The sequence below is a fragment of the Pseudooceanicola endophyticus genome (assembly GCF_018760365.1).
Taxonomy (GTDB): Bacteria; Pseudomonadota; Alphaproteobacteria; order Rhodobacterales; family Rhodobacteraceae; genus Pseudooceanicola; species Pseudooceanicola endophyticus.
Window position 1 is genome coordinate 362,073 of sequence record NZ_JAHIAB010000002.1, and the last position, 24,907, is coordinate 386,979.

The window sequence follows — 24,907 nt, forward strand, 5'->3', positions numbered from 1 at the left end:
CCTCCTCCTACCTAGCCGGCGACCATGTGCAGGGCCTTCACCAGCTTTGCGGGATCGAACGGCTTGACGATCCAGCCCGTGGCCCCGGCATTGCGGGCCCGCATCTTCAGTTCCGGGGCGCTTTCCGTGGTCAGCACCAGGATTGGCGTGGCCCGGTGGGCATCCTGATCGCGTACCGCATCGATGAAGCCGAAGCCGTCCATGCGCGGCATGTTGATGTCGGTGATGATCGCATCCGGAGAGATCCCCTCGAGCACCTCGATCCCGTGCACGCCATCCTCGGCCAGATGCACGGTGAAGCCCGCAGGGGCCAGGGCCATGCGGATCATGTCGCGCATGGTGCGGCTGTCATCGACTGCCAGAACTGTCAGGCCCATTCCCGACCCTCCGCCAAGGTTTCGGGGGTGAAGCCCATCTGGGACATCTGTTCCAGCAGGCGGTCGCTGGCATGGCGGATGGTCATCGCGTGACCGCCTGCCCGCAGCGATGTGGCCGCCGACAGCAGCACCTGAAGACAAAGGGCGCCCAGATGCGTGACCTCACCGGCATCGACCTCTAGATCCCCGTCGAGCCGGGCGCGCAGCGCCTCGGCCAGGGGGCCGGCAGCCGGAAGATCCAGCTTCGGGGGGAGGACCAGCGGCGCGGTCATGGGCACCAGCTCCGGGCAAGCGGGCGAAGCGAAAGCATGCCTGACTCCAATCGTTCCTATGCGTCGCAGAGGTGATAGGGCGCGGGCCGTTAAGACGAAGTTACGCGGAAAGGGCGTTTCGCTCGGTTTTGAGAGATTGCCGCCCGCCCCGCGGACAAGTTCCCTTGGCGCAACGAAAAACGCCGGTCGGAAACTCCGGCCGGCGTGGCTTTGCGCTGTGCCTTGGGGCGGTGGCGGGCGGAGGTCAGCTGCGGCGGCGCCGCCGCCCGCCGCGCCCACCGGCGGCTGCCCCGGCCGCGGCGGCGGCCTCGGCGAAACTTGCACCTTCCTTCATGGCGTCGGTGATACGCGAGAAGCGGATCCACTCTCCGCCGTTGGGATCGTGATTCATCAGCAGGTTGGCGGCCTTGATCGCCTCCATCTCGCCGTGGCGGGTGGGGTTCATGATCGCCGAGGTCATGCCCGCACCGATCGCCATCGGCAGGAAGGCGGCGCTGACGCCATGGCGCGCGGGCAGGCCGAAGCTGATGTTGGAGGCGCCGCAGGTGGTGTTCACGCCCAGTTCCTCGCGCAGCTTGCGCACCAGGGCAAAGACCTGCTGGCCGGCGCTGGCCATGGCGCCCACCGGCATCACCAGCGGATCGACCACAATGTCATGGGCGGGAATGCCGTAGTCGGCCGCGCGCTCCACGATCTTCCTGGCAACGGCGAAGCGGACCTCGGGATCCTCGGAAATGCCGGTGTCGTCGTTGGAGATCGCCACCACCGGCACGTTGTATTTCTTGACCAGGGGTAGAACCAGCTCCAGGCGCTCTTCCTCGCCGGTGACGGAATTGACCAGGGGACGACCGCTGGCAACCTCCAGCCCCGCTTCCAGCGCGCCGGGAACCGAGCTGTCGATGCAGAGCGGCACGTCGACAAGGGCCTGCACCAATTCGATCATCCTGCGCATCAGCGGCGGCTCGGTCTCGTTCGGGTTGGGGTTGGAGTTGTAGACCACGCCCGCGTTCACATCGAGCACGGCAGCCCCGCAGGCGACCTGCTGGAGGGCGTCCCTTTCGACGGTCGAGAAATCGCCCGCCTCCAGCTCTGCCGCCAGCTTCTTGCGCCCGGTGGGGTTGATGCGCTCGCCGATGACGCAGAAGGGCTCATCAAAGCCGATGGTCACGGTTCTGGAGCGGGATTCGAGAATGGTGCGGGTCATGTCTGGTCCCTTTCGAACAGTGGTTGGCGCCGGCTTGGCCCGTTCGGCCCTGCGGGGCGGTCGGTGGCGGCCAGGCCCGCAGGTCGGTCCCGGGACCTTGCTAGAGGCTTGTTGCCCCTGGGGTAAGCGGTGGTCTGGCTCAGCCGCGGGCGCGCAGCGGCTGGGTGTCGGCGCCACCGTGCCGGATCGCGTAGTCCGCCGCTGCCGGAATGCCGCCCAGCGGGAAGAGGTGGAGCTGGGCAAAGGGAAGATCCCCGGCCTCGGCCGCGCCAGCCAGATCCGAGAGGATCTCGGTCGGTTCATAGGGCAGCATCAACTTGGTGACGTCGAGGGCGCGCTTCTGCAGCACCTTCAGGGAAGGGCCGACGCCGCAGGTCACGGCGTAGCGGATCAGGGTCTGCAGCTTGGCGGGGGCGGCGATGCCCAGATGGATCGGCAGGTCGATCCCCTCGTCGCGCAGGCGGCGGGCCCAGGCCAGGACGGGCGCCGCCTCGAAGGCGAACTGGGTGACCATGGCCATGCGGGCATCGCTGCGCGCGGCGAAGTCCTGTTTCCAGCGCAGCGCCTGCATGACCGCGTGGTCGCCGCCGTCGGGGTCGATGTCGCGGTTGCCCTCGGGGTGGCCCGCGACATGCAGGCGATCAAAGCCCATGCGGTCGAACAGCCCGGTTTCCATCAGCTGCAGGGAGCTGTCGAAGGTCCCGCGCGGGCTGTCGATCCCGCCGCCCAGCAACAGCGCGCCGGTGACGCCGGCCTCGGTGCGGTAGCGATCCAGCCAAAGCGCCAGGGTGGCGGCATCGGGGACCAGCCGGGCGGGCAGGTGGGGCATCACCTCGAAGCCTTCGGAGGCCAGCCGCGCGGCGGTGGCGACCATGTCGTCAATGGGCGTGCCATCGATATGGGCGATGTAGACCCGGGTGCCGCCGGGCAGAAGGCTGCGGAAGTCGGCGATCTTCGCGGCGGTGCGCGGCATCACCTCGATCGAGTAGCCCGACAGCAGGGCGTCGATGGGGCGCCCGGCGGCAGGGGCAGAGGACTTGCGGCGGAAGGGAATGAGGGACATGGCCGTCTCCTGGTCGCTTTCGCCGCAAGCGTCGGGGTCAGTCCTGAGGGCCGTCCCAGCCGTCGTTGGCGATCAGTTCCTTGATCTTCTCCTGATCATATTCCCGATCCAGCCGGGCGATCTGGTCATTCGCGACCTCTTGGGGGTCACCTTCGACAGGAAAGGGCGCGGCCTTGCGCCATTCGGCCAGGTAGGCATCCGTGTCCGAGGCGCCAACCTTCATGGCGGCGCGGTCGATGGCCTGCTCGAACCGCTCTGGCAGCACGGCCTTGGCGGCGCGCCGACCCTTGCCGACGATGACCTGTGCGGGAATGTCGCGCCAGTAGACGATGGTGACATCGGGCATGGGGCCGGTCCTTCCGGAAAACTCGCTTGGCCCGTGAAGACCAGATCGAAGGGGGCGACGCAACCGTTCCGGACAGGTGCAGGGCGGGGTTGCGCCACAGGAAGGATCTTGCGGAGGATCGGGTGAATGATTACTCTGGTAATCAACACGATATGGAGGGCGCGACCATGGCGCCCAGGCGTCCCAAAGGTGCGGGCGCTTTCCCTAAACCGGTCGAGAGTCCCGCATCCAAACCGCCCGATCCGGCGGAGCTTTACGCTGCGCTGGATCTGGGTACGAATTCTTGCCGCATGCTGATTGCCCAGCCGAAGGGCAGCCAGTTCCATGTGGTCGACAGCTTCTCGAAATCGGTCCAGCTCGGCTCCGGGCTGGAACGCTCGGGGCGGCTGTCCCGTGTCTCGATGGCACGCACCATACAGGCCATGCGCATCTGCCAGCAGAAGCTGAAGCGGCACCGGGTCCGGCACATGCGGCTGGTCGCGACCGAGGCCTGCAGGCGTGCGACCAATGCCGCGGGTTTCATCCAGCAGGTGCGCCGGGAAACCGGCCTGAAGCTTGAGATCATCGAGCCAGAGGAGGAGGCCCGCCTGGCGGTGATCTCCTGCGCGCCGCTGGTCTCGACGCGGACCGAGCAGCTGCTGGTGGTCGATATCGGCGGAGGTTCGACCGAGCTGGTGTGGATCGACCTGACCTCGGTGCCGCAGCGCGAGCGGCCCCGGGCGATCATGCGGCTGCACGCGGGCTTCCATCCGCCGGAAAGCCCGTTCCCCGCCGCCAAGGTGGTCGACTGGATCTCGGTGCCGCTGGGGGTGGCGACGCTGCGCGACCAGTTCCGCGACGTGGAGGACGACGCGGCGCGTTTCGCGCTGATGTCCTGGTTCTTCGAGGAAGCGCTGGCCGATTTCGCCCCCTACAAGGACGAGCAGGCCCGCGCCGGGTTCCAGATTGTCGGCACCTCCGGCACGGTGACCACGGTGGCGGCCAGCCATCTGGGGCTGAAGCGTTATGACCGGACCAAGGTGGACGGGCTGCGGATGACCTCGGACCAGATCGACCGGGTGATCCGGGGCTATCTGGAGATGGGGCCGGAGGGGCGCCGCAAGGACCCCCGCATCGGCCAGGACCGTCATGCGCTGATCATGTCGGGCAGTGCCATCCTGCAGGCGCTGCTGCGCTGCTGGCCCACCGACCGGCTGAGCGTGGCGGACCGCGGCCTGCGCGAGGGGCTGCTCTATGCCCAGATGAGCGCCGATGGCGTGTTGGAGGATGCCCCGTACTGACGCGGGGTGGAGGCCGCTATGCGGTGTCTGGTTTTGACAACCGGCCCGTTCTGGTATTCTAGGGGCGCGAGAGCGGTGATCGTGGCCGGGGGCTCTGCCCCCGCGGCCTGCGGCCGCTCCCCGACATATTTTTGGAAAGGCGAAAGGGCAGGACGTGGCGAAGAAACCGACCGGCAAGAACTCTTCGGGGCGGGGCTACCGCGATCTGACCGTCAAGGTGAAGACGGCGCGGGGGCGCAAGCTCTCCTCGACCCGTTGGCTGCAGCGGCAGCTGAACGACCCCTATGTGGTGCGGGCCAAGGCCGAGGGCTATCGCGGTCGCGCGGCCTTCAAGATCATGGAGCTGGACGACAAGTTCCGCTTTCTGGTGCCGGGGGCCCGGGTGGTTGACCTGGGCTGCGCGCCGGGGGGCTGGATCCAGGTCGCGGTGCCGCGGATCAATGCGCTGGGCGAGAAGTCCGGCAAGGCGGTCGGGCGGATCGTCGGGGTCGACCTTCAGGAGGTGGAGCCGATCCCGGGCGCCGAGGTGCATCAGCTCGATTTCCTGGCCGACGGGGCCGATGATCTGGTGAAGGAATGGCTGGGCGGCGAAGCCGACGTGGTGATGAGCGACATGGCCGCAGCGTCCTCCGGGCACAAGCAGACCGACCACCTGCGCATCATCGCGCTGTGCGAGGCGGCGGCCTACCTGTCCTTCGACGTGCTGGCCGAGGGCGGAACCTTCGTGGCCAAGGTGCTGGCGGGCGGCGCCGAGGGCGAGCTGCAGAAGATCCTGAAGCAGAAGTTCACCAAGGTGGCGAATGTGAAGCCGCCGTCGTCGCGCTCGGATTCCTCCGAGAAGTTCGTCGTGGCGACCGGGTACCGGGGCCGCGGCGCGGAGCCGCTGGACGAGTGATTTGCAAACCGGCCTGAGCCGGTCTGCAAAGTTGGCAACGATGTTGCAAAGGGGCTGGGCTGCATTTGCAAACCCTGCTTCCGGGTTTGGAAGGAAAGACCATGGCGGGCGATCAGCTTGAAGATCTGGCAGGAGCACCCTCTCCGGCAGGCGGATCGGCGGGCGGGCTGGTGCCGCTGGGGGTGACCCTGGGCGATCCCTCGGGGATCGGGCCGGAAATTGCCCTGCGGGCCGTGATCGCCGAGGGTGCGCCGCAGAGCATCCTGCTGGGCCAGCGCGCCGTGGCCGAACGGGCGCGGGCCCTGGTGGCGCCGGAATGGACGATCCAGGTCGTTTCGGGCCCGGAAGAGGCGGCTCTGTCGCCCCGCCACCTGCGGCTGATCGAGACCGGCGTGCCGCTGGCTCAGGCGCCGGACTACGGGCAGGTCAGCGCGGCCTCGGGGGCGGCCGCCTTTGCGGCGATCCGCGCGGGGATCGCGCTGGCGATGGCGGGGCGGACCTCGGGCATCGTCACGGCGCCGATCCACAAGGAGGCGCTGTCTGCCGCCGGCGTGCCCTTCCCGGGCCATACCGAGATGCTGGCCCATTACGCCGGCGATGTGCCGGTGGCGATGATGCTGGCCAATGACGTGATCCGCACCGTTCTGGTGACCATCCATGTCTCGCTGCGCGATGCCATCGGGCTGGCGGATTTCGACGCCCAGATGCGGGCGATCCGCCTGGCGCACGAGGGCTGTCGCGCCTTCGGCATTGCCGCCCCCCGGGTCGCCGTGGCCGGGCTGAACCCCCATGCCGGCGAAGGCGGCCTGTTCGGGCGCGAGGAGATCGAGATCATCGCCCCCGCCATTGCCGCGGCAAGGGCGGAGGGGATCGATGCCTCCGGGCCCTGGCCGGGCGATACGGTCTTCATGCAGGCCCGCAAGGGGGCCTTCGACGTGGTGGTGGCGCAGTATCATGACCAGGGGCTGATCCCGGTGAAATACCTCGGGCTGGAGGAGGGGGTGAACATCACCCTCGGGCTGCCCTTCGTGCGCACCTCGCCCGATCATGGCACTGCCTTCGACATCGCCGGGCAGGGCATTGCCGATCCGCGCTCCATGAGCCTCGCGCTCAGCCAGGCGCGGGCGATGGTGCTGGCCCGCGGCGCCTGAGGCGCCTTTACCATTCGCTAAGAAAGTCCCGCCTAGAACGGAGTCGTTCCCCGGAGAACCGGGGGATGGCGGGGCCTGTCCGTCCCGTCGCATCCGTGAATCGGAGGAGGGGCGCCGGTGCAGGCCAGTCTTGATCGCATCCGCATGCAATTGCAGGGCATGGAGCGGATGATCCGCACCCTGCGGGCCGAGGTGGAAAGCCAGGTGTCCTCCTTCGCGCCGCCCGAACTGGCGCAGGCCAGCCTGCTGGCCTCGGGGCTGGGCACCCTTCTGGCCGAGGGCGCGCCCGCCGCCCCCTTTGCCGCCGATCCCTATCAGCATTTCGCCCCCGGCGTCTGGATCGGCATGGATCCGGAGGTCGGCGACAGCGGTGCCACGGTGGCCCTGGCTGCGCTGCCCACCGGGCCGGGCAATGCGCCGCGGGTGTCGCGGCTTTCCGTGAACCCGGTCTTCCCGCTGGCCGCCAAGCCGCGCTGGCTGACGCTGGAATGCGCCCTCGACCTTGAGGCGCTGCGGCGCGCGCGCTCCCTGCGGCTCGATATGATCAGCTTCTTCGAGATCGGCAGCCGAAACATTGCCCAAATTCCCCGCCAGTTGACCGTGACCCTGCGCCTCCAGCATCGTGACGGCACGCGCAGCGATCACCTGAACCGGCGCATCCCGGTCTCGACCATGCCGTTCGAACATAGCGTGCGGGTGGGCGAGGCTGCGCTGAAGGACATCGGCTTTGCCGCTGCCGCCGAGGCGATCCTGATCCTGGAGCTGCCGCTGGCCGGCGAATTCACCCTGCATCTGGATCATTTCGCCCTCCAGGTCGGGGAGAGCTGAGGTGCGCATCCTCTATGTCTCGCGCGAGACGCCTTTTACCCCCTCCGGCGGGATCGCCACCTATCTGGAGTACATGGTGCCCGCCATGCAGGCCGCCGGCCACGAGGTCTACCTGTTCACCTGGACCGAGGGGCCCCATGCGCTGCGCCTGCCCGATACGGCACCCTTCCGGCGCGATCATGTCCATGTCGAACATCTGGATCCCCGGCAGGTCTGGCGGCAATGCCCGGTGCCCTCGCACAACCTGTTCATGGCCAGCCATCTGGCCGATGCGCTGCACCGAGTGATCGCCGAATGGCGCATCGACGTGGTGGAGGGGACGGATTTCCTGGCGCCCTGCCTGACCGCCTATCAGGGGATCCAGACCCGTGCCGGGGCCGAGCGGCAGCTGCTTGTCACCTACAACCACGGCTTCATCGAGGATTTCTACGAGGCCGACCAGATCGACATGGATGCGGGCGCCCGGATGAACCACCTCTGCGAGCGCCAGCAATGCCGGGTCTCGGATCTGGTGATCGCGCCTTCGCGGACCGCGCAGGCACGGCTGGCGGGCTATGGCATCACCGAAAACGTTGCGGCGCTGCGCGAACCCTATGCCTTCGGGCCCGCGCCGGACTTTCCCGGGGCCCGGGCGGACTTCCAGTACATTGGCCGGATTGCCCTGTCGAAGGGGATCGACAAGCTGATCTACCTGGCCAATGCGATCGAGCCGGTGCTGCCGCTGCGCCAGATCCGTCTGATCGGGCGGATCGTCGACACCCCGTTCCGCCAGCGCGACATGCAGGGCTATGTGCGCGCCCGCCTGTCGCCCGGCCTGCGTGATCGCGTCTCCTTCTCGGGCTTCCTGCCCCGGGCAGAGGCGCGCGCCCTGCTGGAACCCGGGGCGCTCTGTCCCAGCCTCGGCTCGGCCGAGACCTTTTCCTATGCCTGCGTGGAAGCGATCGACGCGGGGCTGCTGCCGGTGGTGCGGGCGGGCACGCCGATGGCGGAATTCTTCCTCGAACACCAGGCGAGGCATGTGCTGGACGAGGGGATGGCCAGCGTCCGGGGCCTCCAGATGCAGATGGAGCGGATGATGGCGCAGGCCCCGGCGATTGCCGCCGATCTGCGCGCCCATTGCGTCGAAACCCTTGATCCCGCCCGCATTGCCGAGGCGACGGGACAGCTGTACGACGCCCGGCTGGCGGCCAAGCGGGGCCGCAGCCTGCATGCGGCGCCGCGCGCGCCGATGGGGCTGGCGGATCTGACGGTGCTGATCCCCGCCTATCAGCCCGGGGAAGAGTTCCACGAGACCATCGACAGCCTCGCCTGGCAGTCGCCCGCTCCGCCCCGGGTGCTGATCTGCGATGATGGATCGACCGCCGCCGCCGCTGCGCATTTCGACTATGCCCGGGCAATGTTGCCCGACGTGACGGTGATCGCCCAGCCCAACGGCGGGCTGCTGGCGGCGCGCAACACGCTGATCGCCGCCTGCGAAACGCCCCTGGCGCTGTTCCTCGATACCGACGACCTGCTGGCGCCGGATCTGCTGGCGCATCTGCTGGAGGCCTGGAACCAGTCCCCGCTGGCCCCTGACGCCGTGATCCCGCAGCGCCGCAACTTCGGCGAAAGCGCCGAGCCGGTGCTTCAGCATCTGCTGGGCGATCACCTGCACCTGCTGGAGAACGACTATCGCATGACCGCGCTGATCCGCACCGAGGTCCTGCGCGAGATCGGCTTTGACGCCACCCGCCGCAATGGCGAGGGCGACGACTGGGCCTTCTGGCTGCGCTTCACCGCGCGCGGGTATCGCGGCATTCTGCTGCCCGAGCAGGGCTTTCTTTACCGCTTCCGGAAAGGCTCGATGTCCTGGCCCTGGAGCCGGGGACAGAATGTCGGCAGCCGCACCATGCTGCGCGCCGCCATGGAGGAAATGTGCGCTTCGGACCCGGCGGCCTGCCGGCAGCTGGCAAGGGCGCTCTATGCACAGGCGGTGTCGCGCCAGGAGGCAGGATGACCGGATCGGACCTTATCTTCGTGATCGGACGCCAGCGCAGCGGCACCACGGTGTTCCGCACCCTGCTGACCCGTGCCGGGGCGCTGAATTGCGACGAGATCTTCCATGGCGATCTCTCGGCGCCGCACCGTTTCTACGGCTTCGTGCGCGACCGGGTGCAGGAACGCCCCGAACTGGTGCATCCGCAGCACCACCCCCGGTTGTTTCGCGATTACATCGCGGCGCTGCGCCGTCAGGCCGGCGGGCGGCGGCTGGTGATGGATGTGAAGTACTTCGGGCTGAACCTCATTCCGCAGCGCGAAGATGTCGATGGCCGCAAGCCCTTCGTCATCGGCTTCATGCAGGAAAGCGGCGCGGGCATCGTGCATATCCGGCGGCGCAACAAGCTTCGGGTGCATGTCTCCGAACAGATCTCGATCGCCACCGGCAAATGGTCGGCAGAGCGGGCCGAGCAGATGATCACCGACAAGCCCCGGCTGCACCTCGACATTGCCGTTGCGCTGGCCGCCATCGACCGGCTGGAACGTCAGGATGCGCGGGTGCAGACGCTGCTGGCCACGGTGCCCGGCGTGGTGCGGCTGGATTACGAGGACATGTTCACCGAGGCGGGTGATTTCACCCCCGAGGTCTGCGCGATTGGCGAACGGCTGCTGGGCGGCAGCGCGGTCGAGGCCCGGCCCGCCAATCTGCGGATGAACCCCGAACCGCTGGAGGCGCTGGTCGACAACCATGGCGACCTGGTGGCGGCCCTGGTGGGCACGCGCCACGCATGGATGCTGGAGGCGGCGGGGTGAGCGCGCGTGATCTTGCGCCGCCCGCCCGGGATGAACGCTTCAGCGACTGGGCGCTGCTGCGCCGGCGCGGCGCGCGGCGGCTGGTGATCGCCTTCTCGGGGATCGACTGCAAGAAGGGGCGCTTTGCCTATTACGATGTGCTGGCGCGGCAGGATTGCGACCAGCTGCTGCTGAACTGCCCGGACAACGGCTGGTTCTTCGACGGGGTGCCGCTGGAGCGCGGGGATGCCTCGCGCGGGCAGACGCTGGACTTCCTGCGCGAGCTTGCCGCGTGCTACGACGAGGTGCTGATGCTGGGCGGCTCCATGGGCGCCTACGGGGCGCTGCTCTACGGGGCCGGGCTGCCGGGCGCCAAGGTGCTGGCCATGTCGCCCGAGATCTACGGCGGCCTGCGGCGCGGCTTCTTCCTGCGCTGTGCGGGGGTGGCAGGCCCCCCGCCGGGCCTCTCGGCGCTGCTGGCACGCAGTCCGGATTTCCGCCCCTGGATCCTGGTCGGGGAAAAGGTGGCCAGCGATCTCTTCTGCCTGACCGAGGTGCCACCGGCGCGGGTGATCAGCCTGAAGAACTGCCCGCACACGATTCCCGCCTATCTTGAATCGCGTTTCGGTCTGGCGGCCCTGATCCCGGCGCTCTCCGAGGACCGGCTGGAGCCGATGCTGGCTCCCCTGCGCGGCGAGATGAGCCGCTATCCCGATCTGGCCGCGCTGCTTTACCTGCTGGATCTGGGCCGTCTGCCGGTGGCGCGCGCCATGGGCTACCTCGGGACGCTGCCGCCGGACCTTTATCTGCGCGGCTATCTGGCTCTGGCGATCGCCCGCGCGTTCGAGCGTCAGGACCGGCCCGACATGGCATTGCGGCTGGCGGCAGAGGCGCGCACGGTCAATCCCGGCGACATGGAGGCGCAGGCTTTGCATGACCGGCTTTGGACCGCGCTGGAGGGGCGCCCGCCGGCGCCGCGCTTCCGGGCCCATGTGGACGCCGATCTCTGCGCCGTGCGGGCCTATCGCGCCCAGCTCGATCAGCTGGAGGCGCTGCACGGACCGGCGGGCTGAGCCGTGCTTGCGGGGCTGCCGGGGCGCCTGTCCTGCGGCATCGGAGGGCCTTTAGAAGCCCGCCCGGGCCGCGCGTGGCGAGGTCCTGCCGGTCGCGCGCGCAGGTCTGCAAAGTCCCGCCTTCGGAGGCGCGCAGCGGCCCGCCGGACATGCAAAACGCCCGCGCAATGGCAGGCGGCTCACCCGGTTGGGTTCTGGCAGCGTCAGTCTAACTGTTTGATTTTGTTTCGACCCTTTCCCGTCCCGGCCGAAGCCGGGAGGGAAAGTGGCGGAGAGACAGGGATTCGAACCCTGGGAACCCGTAAAGGCTCAACGGTTTTCGAGACCGCCCCGTTCGACCACTCCGGCACCTCTCCGCGGGGGTCGTGAGGGGCGTTTACAGAGAGTTGTGAACGGGTTCAAGGGCCTTTTGCATTGCGGAGGCCAAGAATGTTCCTACCTTTGCGTCAGGGGGCCGTTGCGGTGCCCCGACGCCCCGTGGGCATGGCCCCGGCCGCCACGGGCACAGCATGAGAAGGAGTAAGCAGCAATGAGGCAAGCAGAGCGGAGAGGGGCCGCGGCCGCGGTCCGGGCAGGGGATGCCGGCGCCATCAGGCGCGCGGGGATCATCCTCCTGTCCTCGCTGATTCTGCTGGCGGCCTATGCGCTGCCGGGGAAGGCGGCCACCGATGAGCAGGTGAACGACTTTCTCAAGGTGACCGGATTCGACGTGGCGCTGGAAAGCATCCAGCTGAGCGCGGAGGCGGGGCCGCAGATGCTGAACCTGCAGCAGAGTGATTTCGCCACCACCTGGAAAGTGCTGACCGACGACATCTTCGCCCCCGCGACGCTGAAGTCGATGGGCGAGAAGATGATCCAGGCGAAGATCTCGGACGAGGAGCTGGCCTTTGCCTCGGATTTCTATTCCGGGGATCTGGGCAAGCGCCTGGTCGAGGCCGAGAACGCCTCGCACATGGATACGGACCAGGACCGCAGCGCCAAGTCCCAGGACGTGCTGGCGAAGCTGATCGATGACGGCAAGACCGACCGGGTGGCGCTGCTCGACCGGCTGAACGCCGCGGTCGATGCGGCGGATGATTCCGAGATCTCGATGGCCGATGTCCAGTTCCGCTTCCTGACGGCGGCGCGCGATGCCGGGATCATCGACTTCCAGGTCGACGACCAGACGCTGCACGATTCGCTGAAGGAGAACGCCAAGGCCAACAAGGATCAGAATCGCATGAACGCGCTGATCAACTCGGCCTATACCTATCGCGATTTCACCGATGCCGAGCTGGAGACCTATGCCAAGGCGCTGGAGGATCCGAAGATGCAGGCGGTCTACAAGCTGATGAACGACGTCCAGTACGAGGTCATGGCAGAGCGCTTCGAGGCCGCGGCGGCCAAGCTGAAGGGGGTGGAGCCCTCGACCGACCTCTGAGGCGGTCGGAAGGCATGATTGCCCCGGATTTTCCGGGGGTTTGATGGGGCAGGCGGTCCTTGCGGGGTTGACATCGTGTCGCTGCGGAAGGATAAGCCGCCCATCCCGGAAGGCATCCGCCTTGCCGGGCATTTCAATGTCGTCCCCAGAGGACGCGCTGTTTGATGGCGATGCGCTCTGCATCACGAACGCCCGGCAACGGGGGCCAAAGGACGCGAAAGAAAAAGGAATGAACGCATGTTCGCGGTTCTGAAAACCGGCGGCAAGCAGTACAAAGTCCAGTCGGGCGATGTCCTGCGTGTCGAGAAGCTCGCTGCTGATGCAGGCGAGAAGATCCAGTTCAACGACATCCTGATGCTCGGCGGTGACGACGTGACCGTTGGCGCGCCCTTCGTCGAAGGTGCCGCCGTCCAGGCCGAAGTGGTCGACCAGATCAAGGGCGAGAAGGTCATCCACTTCGTCAAGCGTCGTCGTAAGCACTCGTCGAAGCGCACCAAGGGTCACCGTCAGCAGCTGACGCTGGTCAAGGTCACCGAGATCCTGACCTCCGGCGCAGCCGACACCGGCGTCAAGGCCGCTGTGGGCGCAGGCTCCGTCGCTGCTGTCGCAGCCGAGTAACCCCAAGTAGGAGAGACCAGATATGGCACACAAAAAAGCTGGCGGTAGCTCCCGCAACGGCCGCGACTCCATTGGCCGCCGTCTTGGCGTCAAGAAGTACGGCGGCGAAGTCGTCATCCCCGGCAATATCATCGCGCGTCAGCGCGGCACGAAATGGTACCCGGGTGCCGGCGTCGGCATGGGCAAGGATCACACGATCTTCGCCACCGTCGAAGGCAACGTGAAGTTCCACAAGGGCCTGAAGGGTCGCACCTTCATCTCCGTTCTGCCAGTGGCAGAGGCCGCGGAGTAAGCCGACCTTCACCAGTGATGGTTCATTGAGGGGATCGGCCAACCCGCCGGTCCCCTCTGCCGTTTTGCCGGTGGAGCGAGGGACGCTTATCGCCCGAGGGAGGACCCCATGGCAGAAGACACCGCGTTCGCGCAGCCCGTCATCCGCGGCGAAGATGTCGATCTTCGTCCGCTCACCAAGGCCGACGCCGGCCTGATCGAGTTCTACGCCGCTGACCCACGCGTCGCGACGATGACCACCTCGATCCCGCATCCGCTGCCACCGGGAACGACGGAGGCGTTTCTGGCGCGCGCCATGGTCGCGGACCCGCGCGAGGTGATCTGGGCGCTCGACAGCTCCCGCGTTGGCGGGGCCGAGCTGAAGGGCATCATCAGCCTGAAGCGGATGGATTCCGGCCAGTCGGAAATCGGCTATTGGGTGGCGCCATCGTGGTGGGGCGGCAACATGGCCTCGGCGGCGGTGACGGCGCTGGTCGAAGCGAACCCGCTGGGCGACCGGTCGATCTTCGCTTCGGTCTTCCAGGACAATCCGGCTTCGGCACGGGTTCTCACCAAGAACGGCTTCGAATATGTCGGGGACGCGGAAAGTTTCTCGGTGGCGCGTGGCGCCTCCGTCGCGACCTGGACATATATCCGAAAACTAGATTGAGCCGCCGGGCACGCTGAGACAGCGACCTTTGCGGCAGGGACAGTGACATGAAATTCCTCGATCTCGCAAAGGTCTATCTGCGGTCCGGTGCCGGTGGCAACGGCGCCGTCTCGTTCCGGCGCGAGAAGTTCATCGAATACGGCGGGCCCGATGGCGGCAACGGTGGTGGCGGCGGCGATGTGATTGCCGAGGCGGTCGAGGGGCTGAACACGCTCATCGACTTCCGCTACCAACAGCACTTCTTCGCCCGCAACGGCCAGGGTGGCGCGGGGCGCCTGCGCACCGGCGCCGATGGCGAAGACATCATCCTGCGCGTGCCCGTCGGCACCGAAATCCTTGACGAAGACGAGGAAACGGTGATCGCCGACCTGACCGAACCCGGTCAGCGCGTCGTCCTGTGCAAGGGCGGCAACGGCGGCTTTGGCAACGCCTATTTCAAATCCTCGACCAACCAGGCCCCGCGCCGCGCCAACCCCGGTCAGCCGGCGGTGGAACGCACCGTCTGGCTGCGCCTGAAGCTGATCGCGGATGTCGGTCTGCTGGGGCTGCCCAACGCGGGCAAGTCGACCTTCCTGGCCGCGACCTCGAACGCGCGCCCGAAAGTGGCGGATTATCCCTTCACCACGCTGCACCCGAACCTGGGCGTCGTGGGCGTCGATGGCGTCGAATTTGTCGTCGCCGACATTCCCGGCCTGATCGAGGGCGCCTCCGAGGGCCGGGGCCTGGGCGATCTGTTCCTGGGGCACGTGGAGCGCTGCGCGGTGCTGCTGCACCTCGTGGATGGCACCGCCGACGAGGTGGCCGAGGATTACGAGACCATCATCGGCGAGCTTGAGGCCTATGGCGCGGGCCTGGCCGACAAGCCGCGGATCACCGTGCTGAACAAGGTCGACAGCCTGGATGAAGAGCTGCGCGAGATGCAGCGCGAATTCCTGGAAGAGGTCACCGGCGGGCCGGTGATGTTCATGTCCGGCGCCACCGGCGAGGGCGTGACCGAGGTGCTGCGGGCGCTGCGTTCGCAGATCGACGAGGATCGGCTGCGCCGCAACGGCCCCGATGTGGAAGAGGAAGAGACATGGCATCCCTGAGCAGCGCCAAGCGCGTCGTGGTCAAGATCGGCTCTGCGCTGCTGGTCAACAGCGCGACGGGGCGGCTGCGGGACGACTGGCTGACGGGGCTGGCCCAGGATGTGGCCTGGCTGCGCGGGCAGGGCACCGAGGTGGTGCTGGTGTCTTCGGGATCCATCGCGCTCGGGCGCGGCGTGCTGGGGCTTGGCCTTGGCACGCTGGCGCTGGAGCAGGCCCAGGCCGCCGCTGCCGTCGGGCAGATCGGTCTGGCCGCCGCCTATGACAAGGCGCTTGGCGCCCATGGCATCACGGTGGCCCAGGTGCTGGTGACGCTGGAAGACAGCGCCAACCGCCGTCGTTACATCAATTCGCGCAACACGCTGGAAACGCTGCTGTCCCTTGGCGCGATCCCGATCGTGAACGAGAACGACACCATCGCCACCGACGAGATCCGCTATGGCGACAATGACCGCCTTGCCGCGCAGGTCGCGGTGACGGTGGGCGCCGACCGGCTGGTGCTGCTGTCGGATGTCGACGGGCTTTATACCGCGAACCCCAACATCGACCCCGCCGCGCGCCGTTTCGACGTGGTCGAACGCATCACCCCGGATATCGAGGATATGGCGGGCGACGCGGGCTCGGGCCTCTCGAAAGGGGGCATGAAGACCAAGCTGATGGCCGCGAAGACCGCGACCTCGGCCGGGTGCGCCATGGCGATCACGCTGGGCTCGCGGGCGAACCCGCTGAAGGCGCTGGACGCGGGCGCGCCCTCCACCTGGTTCACCGCCGAGGGGGACCCGCAGACCGCCCGCAAGGGCTGGATCGTGGCGATGAAGCCGCGCGGTCGGGTCTGGCTGGATGCCGGGGCGGTTCGGGCGCTGGAACATGGCCGGTCGCTGCTGCCAGCCGGGGTGACCCGGGTCGAGGGCGGCTTCGGTCGCGGCGACGCGGTGGAACTTCTGGACCCGGAGGGCCACGTTCTGGGGCAGGGGCTGACCCGCTACACCGCCGAGGAGGCGACGCAGCTGGCCGGTCACCAGAGCCACGAGATCGAGGCCCTGCTGGGCTATCCGGGCCGCGCCGCGCTGGTGCACCGGGACGACATGACGCTGACCCTGCACGTCGGGGACTGAGACTTCGAGGAGGATGAGCCGATGAAGGACGCTCAGGACATTCACGAGATCATGGACGGCATCGGTCGCGCGGCGAAGGCCGCCGCCGCCGAGCTGGCCTTCGCCAGCGCCGAGGCCAAGCAGGCCGCGCTGACCGGGGCCGCCGATGCGGTCTGGGCCGCCCGTGCGACGATCATCGCGGAAAACGCCAAGGACCTGGCCTTTGGGGCCGAAAAGGGCCTGACCGGCGCCATGATGGACCGGCTGAAGCTGGACGAGGACCGCATTCGCGGCATCGTTGACAGCCTGCGCGCCATCGCCGGGCAGCAGGACCCGGTGGGAGAGGTCATGGCCGAATGGGATCGCCCGACCGGCCTGCACATCCGCCGCGTGCGCACGCCTCTGGGCGTCATCGGCGTGATCTACGAAAGCCGTCCGAACGTGACCGCCGATGCCGGGGCGCTCTGCCTGAAGGCGGGCAATGCGGTGATCCTGCGCGGCGGCTCGGAAAGCTTCCATTCCTCGCGCGCGATCCATGCCTGCCTGCTGGAGGGGCTGCGTGCCGCCGGCCTGCCCGAGGCCGCGATCCAGCTGGTGCCGACGCGCGACCGCGCCGCCGTCACCGAGATGCTGACGATGACCTCCTATATCGACGTGATCGTGCCGCGCGGCGGCAAGGGTCTGGTCGGGCTGGTGCAGCGCGAGGCCCGGGTGCCGGTCTTCGCCCACCTGGAAGGCATCGTGCACATCTTCGTCGACAAGGATGCCGATCCCGAGAAGGTGATGAAGGTCGTGCTGAACGCCAAGACCCGGCGCACCGGGATCTGCGGCGCCGCCGAATGCCTGCTGATCCACCGCGACATCGCCGAGACGCTGGGCGCCGACCTGGTGCGCGCGCTGGTCGAAAAGGGGGTCGAGGTGCGCGGCGACGAGACCGTGCAGAAGATGGCCTCCGTGGTCCCGGCAAGCGAGGATGACTGGGGCTGTGAATACCTCGACAGCATCATCGCGGCGAAGATCGTGGACGACGTGGACGGCGCCATCGCGCATATCCGCACCTATTCCTCGAACCACACCGACTGCGTACTGACCGAGAACGCCGCCGTCGCGCAGCGCTTCTTCGAACGCGTCGACAGCGCGATCCTGATGTGGAACGCCTCCACCCAGTTCGCCGATGGTGGTGAATTCGGCATGGGTGCGGAAATCGGCATCGCCACCGGCAAGATGCATGCCCGCGGCCCCGTGGGCGCCGAGCAGCTGACCAGCTTCAAGTACCTGGTGGTCGGCGACGGCACCACCCGCGCCTGAACCTGCACGCCGGTCTTCGGAGCCCCCGAACGGGCCTTCGGGGATCGGCGCCCGTGCGCCGATGTCGCAGTGCATGATGCATTCTTGGGCGCCCTGATGCTTTTCGGGGCGCCCGATGGACGCCCCGCTGCGGGATCTTCAGGCGCCGGATCCGGCGATCAGAAGGTGATCGTCAGGCTGTCGGCGGTCTCGTGCAGGGTGATCCTGCCGAAACGCTCCGCCACCAGGGCGGGCAGAAGGGCGAACTGCACATGGGCGGGCATCACGGTTTCGGCGCCTTCGTTGGTTTCCAGGATGGTCCAGAGCTTGCCATCGGGGCGCTGGCGCTGCGCCGGGCCCGACACTTCCCAGCCATCGTCATCGGAGCGCGTGACCGAGATCACGCCGCCATGGGGCATGGCGCTTTCGAAGCACAGCAGGGCCAGGAAGACCTCCTGGATGTCCTTGCGGTCGAAATCGCCGATCGGGGTCCAGTCATAGGTGACGCGGCCGCTCTGGCTCAGGTCATCAAGGATGGAGGCCACTTCGCGCTTGCCGATCTTCTGGCCGGCGCCGGCCATGCCGAAGGCGATGCGCAGGAAGCGGATCTTGGCGGAGGCGGCGCTGACGCTGTCGGAAATCAGCAGCATTTCCGGGCCGCGCACGGCCCCTTCCAGCGACAGAAGCTCGATCCCGTTCTGGATCGCGCCGACAGGAGAAATCAGGTCGTGGCAGATGCGCGACCCTATGAGCGACGCAAGGAGATGGCTATTCTGCATCATGTGTCGGCTTTCCCTTTCTAGACGTAGGAGCCCGAAGTGAGTTCATTGAACGATCTCCTCGAACCCGGAATGCTTGTGCGCCACCCCATGAAGCCGGATTGGGGGGTCGGGCAGGTTCAATCAAATATCGCGGGTCGTATCACAGTCAACTTTCCGGACGAGGGGAAGGTCGTGATCGACGGATCGCGGATCGACCTCATTCCAGTCTTTGACTGACCAAACGAAAATCTGGTTACCAAGTTATTAACACAACCCATACTTGTGGGTTAGCGAAAGCGTGATGCGGGGCGGCGGCGGCTGCTCTCTTGCGTGGGCTCTGGGCATTCCCTAGAAGGGCCGGACCCGATTGATCCGGTAAGTGAACGGAGTGGCATGACCCGGCCCCAGCCCCAATTCGAAGCCCGTCTTGCCAGAACCGAGGCCGAGCTGCTTGCCGCACAGCGCCTGCGCTACCGCGTCTTCGTCGAGGAACTGGGCGGCGGCGGGGCGCTGGTGGATCACGCGGCGCGTCTTGAACGCGACCGCTTCGATCCCTTCTTCGACCACCTGCTGCTGTTCGACCATGCGCGGCCCTCGGATCCGGTGGTGGGCGTCTATCGTCTGCTGACCGATGCCCGCGCCGCCGAGGCCGGGCAGTTCTACGGCGAGGATGAATACGACCTGACGGTGCTGCGCGCCTCGGGGCGCAAGCTGCTGGAGCTGGGGCGCTCCTGCCTGCATCCCGACTATCGCGGCGGCCCGGCGATGATGCTGATGTGGAACGCGGTCGCCGAGTATGTCAGCGAACGCGGCATCGAGGTGCTGTTCGGCACCGCCTCCTTCCATGGCACAGAGATCGCGCCGCTGGCGCCCTCGCTCTCGCTGCTGCATGCCCGTCACCTGGCGCCCGAGGCGCTGCGCGTGCGCGCCCGGCCCGAGGCCTTCCAGCCCATGGACCTGATGCCGGAGGCGCAGATCGACCGGCTGGCGGCGATGCGCGCCGTGCCGCCGCTGATCAAGGGCTATCTGAAACTGGGCGGTGTCGTGGGCGAGGGCGCCTACGTGGACCATGCCTTCAACACGGTGGACATCTGCCTGATCCTCGACAGCCAGACGCTGAACGAGAAGCAGAGCCGCCTTCTTCTGCGCGGCTGACATGAGCGACACCTGGTATTCCGAAGACACCCCCCCCGAACCGAAACCGACGGGGGCGGGCTGGCTGCTGTTTGCCCTGCGCGCCGTGCCCTTCCTGCTGATCTGCGGGATCGGCCTCGTGCTGCTGCTGCTGGTGCGGCTGGTCGAACGGCCACTCTGCGGCGAACGCCGCCCCGTCACGCCCTGGTTCCAGCGCACGGTCTGCCGGGCCTTCTTCGCGATCTCGGGGATCCGGCTGAAGGTCACCGGCCAGCCGATGCGCCAGCGTGGTGCCATGGTCGCCAACCACGTCTCCTGGAGCGACATCTTCACGCTGTCCGCCCCCCGCGCGGTCTTCTTCGTCTCGAAGTCCGAGGTCGCGGGCTGGCCGGGCATCGGCGTGCTGGCCAAGGCCACCGGCACCGTCTTCATCAACCGCAACCGCGCCGAGGCCAAGGTGCAGGAACAGATCTTCCGCGACCGCCTGCTGCTGGGCCAGACGCTGATGTTCTTCCCCGAGGGGACCTCGACCGACGGGCGCCGGGTGCTGCCCTTCAAATCCTCGCTCTTCGCGGCCTTCTTTGCCGAGGATCTGCGCGAGGTGCTGTGGATCCAGCCGGTGACCACGCTCTACCGCCCCCCCGAGGGGGCCGAGCCGCGCTTCTATGGCTGGTGGGGCGACATGGAATTCGGCGCGCATCTGGCCAAGGTGCTGGGCACCCGGCGGCAGGGCAGCGTGGAGGTGATCTATCACGCCCCCCTGAAGGTCTCCGATTTCCGGGGCCGGAAGGAGCTTGCCGCAGCCGCGGAGGCGGTGGTGCGTGGCGGCATGCCCTGGGATTTCCAGCAGGCCCGCTGAGGGGCCTGCCGGCAGATCGCCCTCAGAAGGCGGCGGTCAGCTTTGCCAGTGCGGCCACCGGATCCTCGGCGCGCCAGATTTCCTCGCCGATGCCGAAGAAATCGGTGACGGGAGAAAGTTTCGCGATGGTCTCGATGTCCAGCCCGCCCTCGGCGACCACCGGAACCTCGATCATCTGCGACCACCATTCGAACAGCTCGAACGGGGCGACGGTGCCGTCGACCAGCGCGGTCTCGCTGGAGGGGCCGAAGCAGACGTAATCGCTGCCCGCTTCGCCCGCGCTCATGCCGTCATGGCGCGAGGTGCCGCAGAAGGCGCCGACGATGGCATCGTTGCCAAGCGCCTTGCGGGCCTTGCGCACAGAGCGCGAGCCGTCCTCCAGATGCACCCCGTCCAGACCCAGCCGTTCGGCCAGCAGGATGTGGCGTTCGATCACCAGCGCCACGTCGCGCGGCTCGCTCACTTCGCGCAGCATGTCGGCGGCCCGGCACAGCCGGTCCTCGTCATGGGTGGCAAGCGCCAGCCGCACGCAGGCGATCTCCTGGGAATCCAGCACCCGGGCCAGCTGCTCGGGGAATTCCATCAGGTCGAATTCCGGCGGCGAGATCAGGTAGATCTGGGGCTTTTCGTCCTGAGACATGTCAGATCCTCTTGAAAGTTCGCGCCGCTATACCGCGCCCCCCGGACAGAGGCAAAGGGATTGCACCGAAACTCCCTTCATCTTTCCCCAAATATGCATGTCGCCAGCCCGCAACGCACGCCCACGCAGATATGATGCGACGTGGCTTGCCACACGCCCTCGACACCCCTTGCGCACCCGGCTAGACGAGGGCCAAGCAGAGAAAGGAACCCCATGTCGCAGCCCGTTTTCGTCCTCGTCCGTCCCCAGATGGGAGAGAATATCGGAGGCGCCGCCCGCGCGATGTGGAATTTCGGCCTCGACCGGATGCGCATCGTCGATCCCCGGGATGGCTGGCCGAACCCGCGCGCCGTGGCGCTGGCCTCGGGTGCCGGGCGCCTGCTGGACGAGGCGCAGCTGACCGAGACCACCGATGACGCGATCGGCGACTGCACCTATGTCTTCGCCACCACCGCGCGTGCCCGTGGCCTCACCAAGCCCGTGGTCACCCCCGAGCGCGCCATGGAAATCGCGCGCGAAAAGATCCAGGGCGGTGAAAAGGTTGCCGTGCTGTTCGGCCCCGAACGCGCGGGTCTTGAAAACGACGACATCGCGCGCGCCAATGCCATCATCAACGTGCCGGTGAACCCCGAGTTCGCCTCGCTCAACCTTGCGCAATGCGTGCTGCTGACGGCCTATGAATGGCGCCGCCAGGCCGGCGATGTCGAGGCCGAGCGCACCGAGCTTGCCGGCGCCGACTGGGCCTCCAACGTCGAGATCCAGAAGCTCTCGGAGCATTATGAATCCCGCCTCGACGAGGCCGGTTTCTTCTTCCCCGAGACCAAGGCCGAGGGCATGAAGATCGTGCTGCGCAACCTCTGGAGCCGGATGCCGCTGACGCGTTCGGACGTGCAGATGCTGCATGGCATCCTGCGCCAGATGGTGCGCTGGAAGGAACGCGGCGAGTAAGCCCGAATTCATCTCCGGGCAGCCCCCTGTCCGGGCCGAAGGAGACTGGTATGAGCCAGAAGAGAAGCATTTTCGAAGACGTCTCGGAGACGCAGAAGCCCGAGATCCGCACCGGCGCCATCGACGGCGCGCGGCGCGGTTCGCGGCGGGCGGTCCGGATCTGGATGGCGCTGCTGTTCCTCATGGTGGTGGCGATGATCGCGCTTGGCGGGCTGACGCGCCTGACCGACTCGGGGCTGTCGATCACCCAGTGGAAGCCGCTTTCCGGGGCGCTGCCGCCGATGGGCCAGGCGGCCTGGCAGCACGAATTCGACCTCTACAAGCAGATCCCGCAGTTCACCGAGCAGAACAGCTGGATGCAGCTGTCGGACTTCAAGCAGATCTACTGGTGGGAATGGAGCCACCGCAACCTTGGCCGCGCCATCGGGCTGGTCTGGGCGCTTGGCTTCTTCGGCTTCTGGGCGCTTGGCAAGATCCCGCAGGGCTGGAAGGGCCGCTGCTTCGGCATCGGCGTCCTGGGCGCCGTGCAGGGCGCCGTCGGCTGGTGGATGGTCTCCTCGGGACTGGGCGGCGACATGCTGCGGGTCGCCTCCTATCGCCTGGCGATCCACCTGGGCGTGGCCTTCACTATCCTCGGATTCATCGCCTGGTTCGTCTACGCTCTTGGCCGCGAGGAACGCGACCTGATGCAGGCCCGCCGCGCGCGCGAGAAAAAGCTGTTCGGCATGTCCACCGGCTGGATGCACATGCTGTTCCTGCAGGTGCTGCTGGGCGCGCTGACCGCCGGCATCGACGCGGGCCGCTCCTTCACCGACTGGCCGCTGATGGGCGGGCAATTCTTCCCGCCCTATGCCTTCGACATTCAGCCGATCTGGCACAACTTCCTGGAAAACCCCGGTCTTGTGCAGTTCATCCACCGCTGCTTCGGCTATCTGGTGTTCATCTACGGGACCGTCTGCTTCCTCAAGGGCAACCGTTCGCCCAATGCGGCGACGCGCCGGGCCTTCATGATTGCCTGGATTTCCATGCTGGTGCAGGTTCTGCTGGGCATCACCACGGTCATGACGGCGGCCATGGTGCATGTCGCCATCACGCACCAGCTCGTCGCGGTCCTGACCTTCGTGCTGATCATCCGGGCCCGCTTCATGGCGGCCTATCCCGTCGTCAGCGGCATCCGGGGGTAACACCATGCAGGCACTGAACGATCTTCTGGCCTTCCAGAAGGACACCGAGGCGCTGGCGCAGGTCTCCGGGCGCCTGAGCTGGGATCAGGAAACCATGATGCCGCGCGGCGCCGGGCACCAGCGTGGCGAGGAAACCGCGGCGCTGGAAAGCGTGCTGCACGCCCGGCGCACCGATCCGCGCCTGGGCGATTGGCTGGCCGCCTGCGAGGGTCAGGAGATGTCGCAGGCCGATGCCGCCAAGCTGCGGCTGATCCGGCGCAGCTACGAGCGGTCGGTCAAGATCCCCGAGCGGCTGGCGGTGGAACTGGCGCGCGTGACCTCGCTTGCGCAGGGCCAATGGGCCGAGGCGCGCGAAAAGGACGATTTCGCCGCCTTCGCCCCGGTGCTGTCGCGGGTCATCGCGCTGCGTCAGGAAGAGGGCGCGGCGCTGGCGGGCGAGGGCACGCCCTATGATGCGCTGATCGCCGATTACGAACCCGGCACCACCGCGGCCGAGCTGGGCGCGATCTTCGACGCGATGCGGCCCCGGCTGGTCGATCTGCGCGCCCGCGTGCTTGAGAAACCCGCGCCCAAGGGGGCCGAGGGCAGCTTCGACGAAGCCGCCCAGATGGCGCTCACGCGGGAGATCGCACTGGCCTTCGGCTATGACCTGAACCGGGGGCGGATCGACAAGGCGGTGCACCCGTTCTCGTCGGGGTCGGGCGATGATGTGCGCATCACCACCCGCACCAACCCCGAGGATCCGTTCAACAGCCTCTATTCGACGATCCACGAGACCGGCCATGCCTGCTACGAGCAGAACATCGACCGGTCCTATGCGCTCAGCCCGCTGGGTCAGGGCGTCTCGATGGGGGTGCATGAAAGCCAGAGCCGGATCTACGAGAACCAGCTGGGCCGTTCGCGCGCCTTCACCGGCTGGCTGTTCGACAGGTTCCGCAGGGCCTATGGCGATTTCGGCATCGACACGCCCGAGGCCTTCTACGCGGCGGTGAACCGCGTCCAGAAGGATTTCATCCGCACCGAGGCGGATGAGCTTCAGTACAACCTCCACATCATGTTGCGCTTTGATCTTGAGCAGCAACTGATTGGCGGAACGCTGCAAGTCGGCGATCTGGAAGAGGCCTGGAACACCCGGTTCGCGGCCGATTTCGGCTATGCGGTGCCCAAGCCCTCTCTGGGATGCCTGCAGGATGTGCACTGGTCGCTGGGGCTGTTCGGCTATTTCCCGACCTATGCCCTGGGCAATGTCTATGCCGGCTGCCTGCACGAAGCGCTGCGCGCGGATCTGCCGGATCTGGATGCCAGCCTGGCGCAGGGGATCACCACGCCGGCGACCGACTGGCTGCGCGACAACCTGCAACGCCACGGCGGGCTGCGCGAGCCGCGCGACACCATCACCCATGCCTGCGGCAAGGCCCCGGACGCGGAGCCGCTGCTGCGCTACATCGAGACCAAGTTCAGCGAGATCTACTACCTGTAAGGTCTTCACGCAGAACCTGAGCATGGCCCCGCAAGGGGCCATTTTCATTTGCGGATCTGGCAAAAAAATTGGGCCGGCTGTTCGGGCCGGCCCAAGTGAAGGGATTGACGGGGTAGAAGCGTCAAGCCTTGTTAGAAAGATCTCTACGGCTCAGAAGAACCGCTGCTGAACGGGCATCTATAGAGACCCTCCTAGGGAC

General features: G+C 67.3%; 26 protein-coding genes, 1 tRNA gene and 1 pseudogene. 20 read left to right on the forward strand and 8 right to left on the reverse strand.

Annotated elements, in window-relative coordinates:
• Positions 1-11: 11 nt before the first annotated feature.
• The 5 genes from KM176_RS05230 to KM176_RS05250 form a co-directional block, all read right to left on the reverse strand.
• Positions 12-377 (reverse strand): response regulator, encoded by a 366-nt coding sequence (locus tag KM176_RS05230; RefSeq protein ID WP_160890962.1) that lies wholly within the window; start codon positions 375-377, stop codon positions 12-14.
• Positions 368-649 (reverse strand): STAS domain-containing protein, encoded by a 282-nt coding sequence (locus KM176_RS05235; protein ID WP_160890961.1) that lies wholly within the window; start codon positions 647-649, stop codon positions 368-370. The genes KM176_RS05230 and KM176_RS05235 overlap by 10 nt, the downstream gene beginning before the upstream one ends.
• Before the next feature lie 244 nt (positions 650-893).
• A complete protein-coding gene (locus KM176_RS05240) occupies positions 894-1,853 on the reverse strand; it encodes a methyltetrahydrofolate cobalamin methyltransferase (protein ID WP_160890960.1) in 960 nt (319 codons plus the stop codon).
• 139 nt (positions 1,854-1,992) lie between these two features.
• Positions 1,993-2,916, reverse strand: coding sequence for a methylenetetrahydrofolate reductase (locus tag KM176_RS05245; RefSeq protein WP_160890959.1), 924 nt, complete (start codon positions 2,914-2,916; stop codon positions 1,993-1,995).
• 37 nt (positions 2,917-2,953) lie between these two features.
• Complete coding sequence (locus tag KM176_RS05250; protein ID WP_160890958.1) at positions 2,954-3,262, reverse strand: virulence factor; 309 nt, start codon at positions 3,260-3,262, stop codon at positions 2,954-2,956.
• A 167-nt stretch (positions 3,263-3,429) separates the two neighbouring features.
• Between KM176_RS05250 and KM176_RS05255 the strand changes: the two genes are divergently transcribed.
• The 7 genes from KM176_RS05255 to KM176_RS05285 all read left to right on the forward strand — a co-directional run bounded on the left by KM176_RS05255 (position 3,430) and on the right by KM176_RS05285 (position 11,258).
• On the forward strand, positions 3,430-4,542 hold the full coding sequence (locus KM176_RS05255) for a Ppx/GppA phosphatase family protein (protein ID WP_160890957.1): 1,113 nt from the start codon (positions 3,430-3,432) through the stop codon (positions 4,540-4,542).
• Positions 4,543-4,696: 154 nt separating this feature from the next.
• Positions 4,697-5,437, forward strand: coding sequence for an RlmE family RNA methyltransferase (locus tag KM176_RS05260; protein ID WP_160890956.1), 741 nt, complete (start codon positions 4,697-4,699; stop codon positions 5,435-5,437).
• Between the two features lie 101 nt (positions 5,438-5,538).
• Positions 5,539-6,588 (forward strand): 4-hydroxythreonine-4-phosphate dehydrogenase PdxA, encoded by a 1,050-nt coding sequence (gene pdxA / locus KM176_RS05265; RefSeq protein ID WP_160890955.1) that lies wholly within the window; start codon positions 5,539-5,541, stop codon positions 6,586-6,588.
• A gap of 117 nt (positions 6,589-6,705) precedes the next feature.
• Complete coding sequence (locus KM176_RS05270; RefSeq protein WP_160890954.1) at positions 6,706-7,416, forward strand: hypothetical protein; 711 nt, start codon at positions 6,706-6,708, stop codon at positions 7,414-7,416.
• Position 7,417: 1 nt separating this feature from the next.
• Complete coding sequence (locus tag KM176_RS25260) at positions 7,418-9,412, forward strand: glycosyltransferase (protein ID WP_160890953.1); 1,995 nt, start codon at positions 7,418-7,420, stop codon at positions 9,410-9,412.
• Positions 9,409-10,206 (forward strand): sulfotransferase family protein, encoded by a 798-nt coding sequence (locus tag KM176_RS05280; protein ID WP_160890952.1) that lies wholly within the window; start codon positions 9,409-9,411, stop codon positions 10,204-10,206. Before KM176_RS25260 ends, KM176_RS05280 begins: the two co-directional genes overlap by 4 nt.
• Positions 10,203-11,258 carry a hypothetical protein gene (locus tag KM176_RS05285; protein WP_160890951.1) on the forward strand — a complete coding sequence of 352 codons (1,056 nt, stop codon included), beginning with the start codon at positions 10,203-10,205 and terminating at the stop codon, positions 11,256-11,258. The genes KM176_RS05280 and KM176_RS05285 overlap by 4 nt, the downstream gene beginning before the upstream one ends.
• Positions 11,259-11,524: 266 nt before the next feature.
• Here the strand turns inward: KM176_RS05285 and KM176_RS05290 are convergent.
• A tRNA-Ser gene (locus tag KM176_RS05290) sits at positions 11,525-11,614 on the reverse strand.
• Between the two features lie 173 nt (positions 11,615-11,787).
• Between KM176_RS05290 and KM176_RS05295 the strand changes: the two genes are divergently transcribed.
• The 7 genes and pseudogenes from KM176_RS05295 (at position 11,788) to KM176_RS05325 (ending at position 17,723) form a co-directional block, all read left to right on the forward strand.
• Complete coding sequence (locus KM176_RS05295; protein WP_160890950.1) at positions 11,788-12,678, forward strand: DUF2059 domain-containing protein; 891 nt, start codon at positions 11,788-11,790, stop codon at positions 12,676-12,678.
• 237 nt (positions 12,679-12,915) lie between these two features.
• Positions 12,916-13,287 (forward strand): annotated as a pseudogene (gene rplU / locus KM176_RS05300) (50S ribosomal protein L21); the annotation flags it as partial.
• A 31-nt stretch (positions 13,288-13,318) separates the two neighbouring features.
• Positions 13,319-13,588, forward strand: coding sequence for a 50S ribosomal protein L27 (gene rpmA / locus KM176_RS05305; RefSeq protein WP_160890948.1), 270 nt, complete (start codon positions 13,319-13,321; stop codon positions 13,586-13,588).
• 108 nt (positions 13,589-13,696) lie between these two features.
• Positions 13,697-14,236: a GNAT family N-acetyltransferase gene (locus tag KM176_RS05310; protein WP_160890947.1), complete on the forward strand. Its 540-nt coding sequence runs from the start codon at positions 13,697-13,699 to the stop codon at positions 14,234-14,236.
• A gap of 47 nt (positions 14,237-14,283) precedes the next feature.
• Complete coding sequence (obgE, locus tag KM176_RS05315) at positions 14,284-15,324, forward strand: GTPase ObgE (RefSeq protein ID WP_160890946.1); 1,041 nt, start codon at positions 14,284-14,286, stop codon at positions 15,322-15,324.
• Positions 15,312-16,436, forward strand: a complete 1,125-nt coding sequence (proB, locus tag KM176_RS05320) for a glutamate 5-kinase (RefSeq protein ID WP_160890945.1) — start codon at positions 15,312-15,314, stop codon at positions 16,434-16,436. The genes obgE and proB overlap by 13 nt, the downstream gene beginning before the upstream one ends.
• Positions 16,437-16,457: 21 nt before the next feature.
• On the forward strand, positions 16,458-17,723 hold the full coding sequence (locus KM176_RS05325) for a glutamate-5-semialdehyde dehydrogenase (RefSeq protein WP_160890944.1): 1,266 nt from the start codon (positions 16,458-16,460) through the stop codon (positions 17,721-17,723).
• A gap of 158 nt (positions 17,724-17,881) precedes the next feature.
• On the opposite strand, the gene KM176_RS05330 is transcribed toward KM176_RS05325, so the two are convergent.
• Positions 17,882-18,484, reverse strand: a complete 603-nt coding sequence (locus tag KM176_RS05330; RefSeq protein WP_236045173.1) for a histidine phosphotransferase family protein — start codon at positions 18,482-18,484, stop codon at positions 17,882-17,884.
• A gap of 69 nt (positions 18,485-18,553) precedes the next feature.
• Between KM176_RS05330 and KM176_RS05335 the strand changes: the two genes are divergently transcribed.
• The 3 genes from KM176_RS05335 (at position 18,554) to KM176_RS05345 (ending at position 20,456) form a co-directional block, all read left to right on the forward strand.
• On the forward strand, positions 18,554-18,700 hold the full coding sequence (locus KM176_RS05335) for a DUF3553 domain-containing protein (RefSeq protein WP_202397684.1): 147 nt from the start codon (positions 18,554-18,556) through the stop codon (positions 18,698-18,700).
• A 156-nt stretch (positions 18,701-18,856) separates the two neighbouring features.
• Positions 18,857-19,618 (forward strand): GNAT family N-acetyltransferase, encoded by a 762-nt coding sequence (locus tag KM176_RS05340; protein ID WP_160890942.1) that lies wholly within the window; start codon positions 18,857-18,859, stop codon positions 19,616-19,618.
• A gap of 1 nt (position 19,619) precedes the next feature.
• On the forward strand, positions 19,620-20,456 hold the full coding sequence (locus KM176_RS05345) for a lysophospholipid acyltransferase family protein (protein ID WP_160890941.1): 837 nt from the start codon (positions 19,620-19,622) through the stop codon (positions 20,454-20,456).
• 22 nt (positions 20,457-20,478) lie between these two features.
• Here the strand turns inward: KM176_RS05345 and KM176_RS05350 are convergent, their stop codons facing one another.
• Entirely contained in the window at positions 20,479-21,096 is a 618-nt protein-coding gene (locus tag KM176_RS05350) for a thiamine phosphate synthase (protein ID WP_160890940.1), read from the reverse strand.
• A gap of 213 nt (positions 21,097-21,309) precedes the next feature.
• Here KM176_RS05350 and KM176_RS05355 point away from each other — a divergent pair, with 213 nt between their 5' ends.
• Genes KM176_RS05355 through KM176_RS05365 form a run of 3 tightly spaced genes read left to right on the forward strand, consistent with a single transcriptional unit; the run spans position 21,310 to position 24,708 of the window.
• On the forward strand, positions 21,310-22,044 hold the full coding sequence (locus KM176_RS05355) for an RNA methyltransferase (RefSeq protein WP_160890939.1): 735 nt from the start codon (positions 21,310-21,312) through the stop codon (positions 22,042-22,044).
• Between the two features lie 50 nt (positions 22,045-22,094).
• On the forward strand, positions 22,095-23,228 hold the full coding sequence (ctaA, locus tag KM176_RS05360) for a heme A synthase (protein WP_160890938.1): 1,134 nt from the start codon (positions 22,095-22,097) through the stop codon (positions 23,226-23,228).
• Between the two features lie 4 nt (positions 23,229-23,232).
• Positions 23,233-24,708: a carboxypeptidase M32 gene (locus tag KM176_RS05365; protein ID WP_160890937.1), complete on the forward strand. Its 1,476-nt coding sequence runs from the start codon at positions 23,233-23,235 to the stop codon at positions 24,706-24,708.
• Positions 24,709-24,907 lie beyond the last annotated feature (199 nt).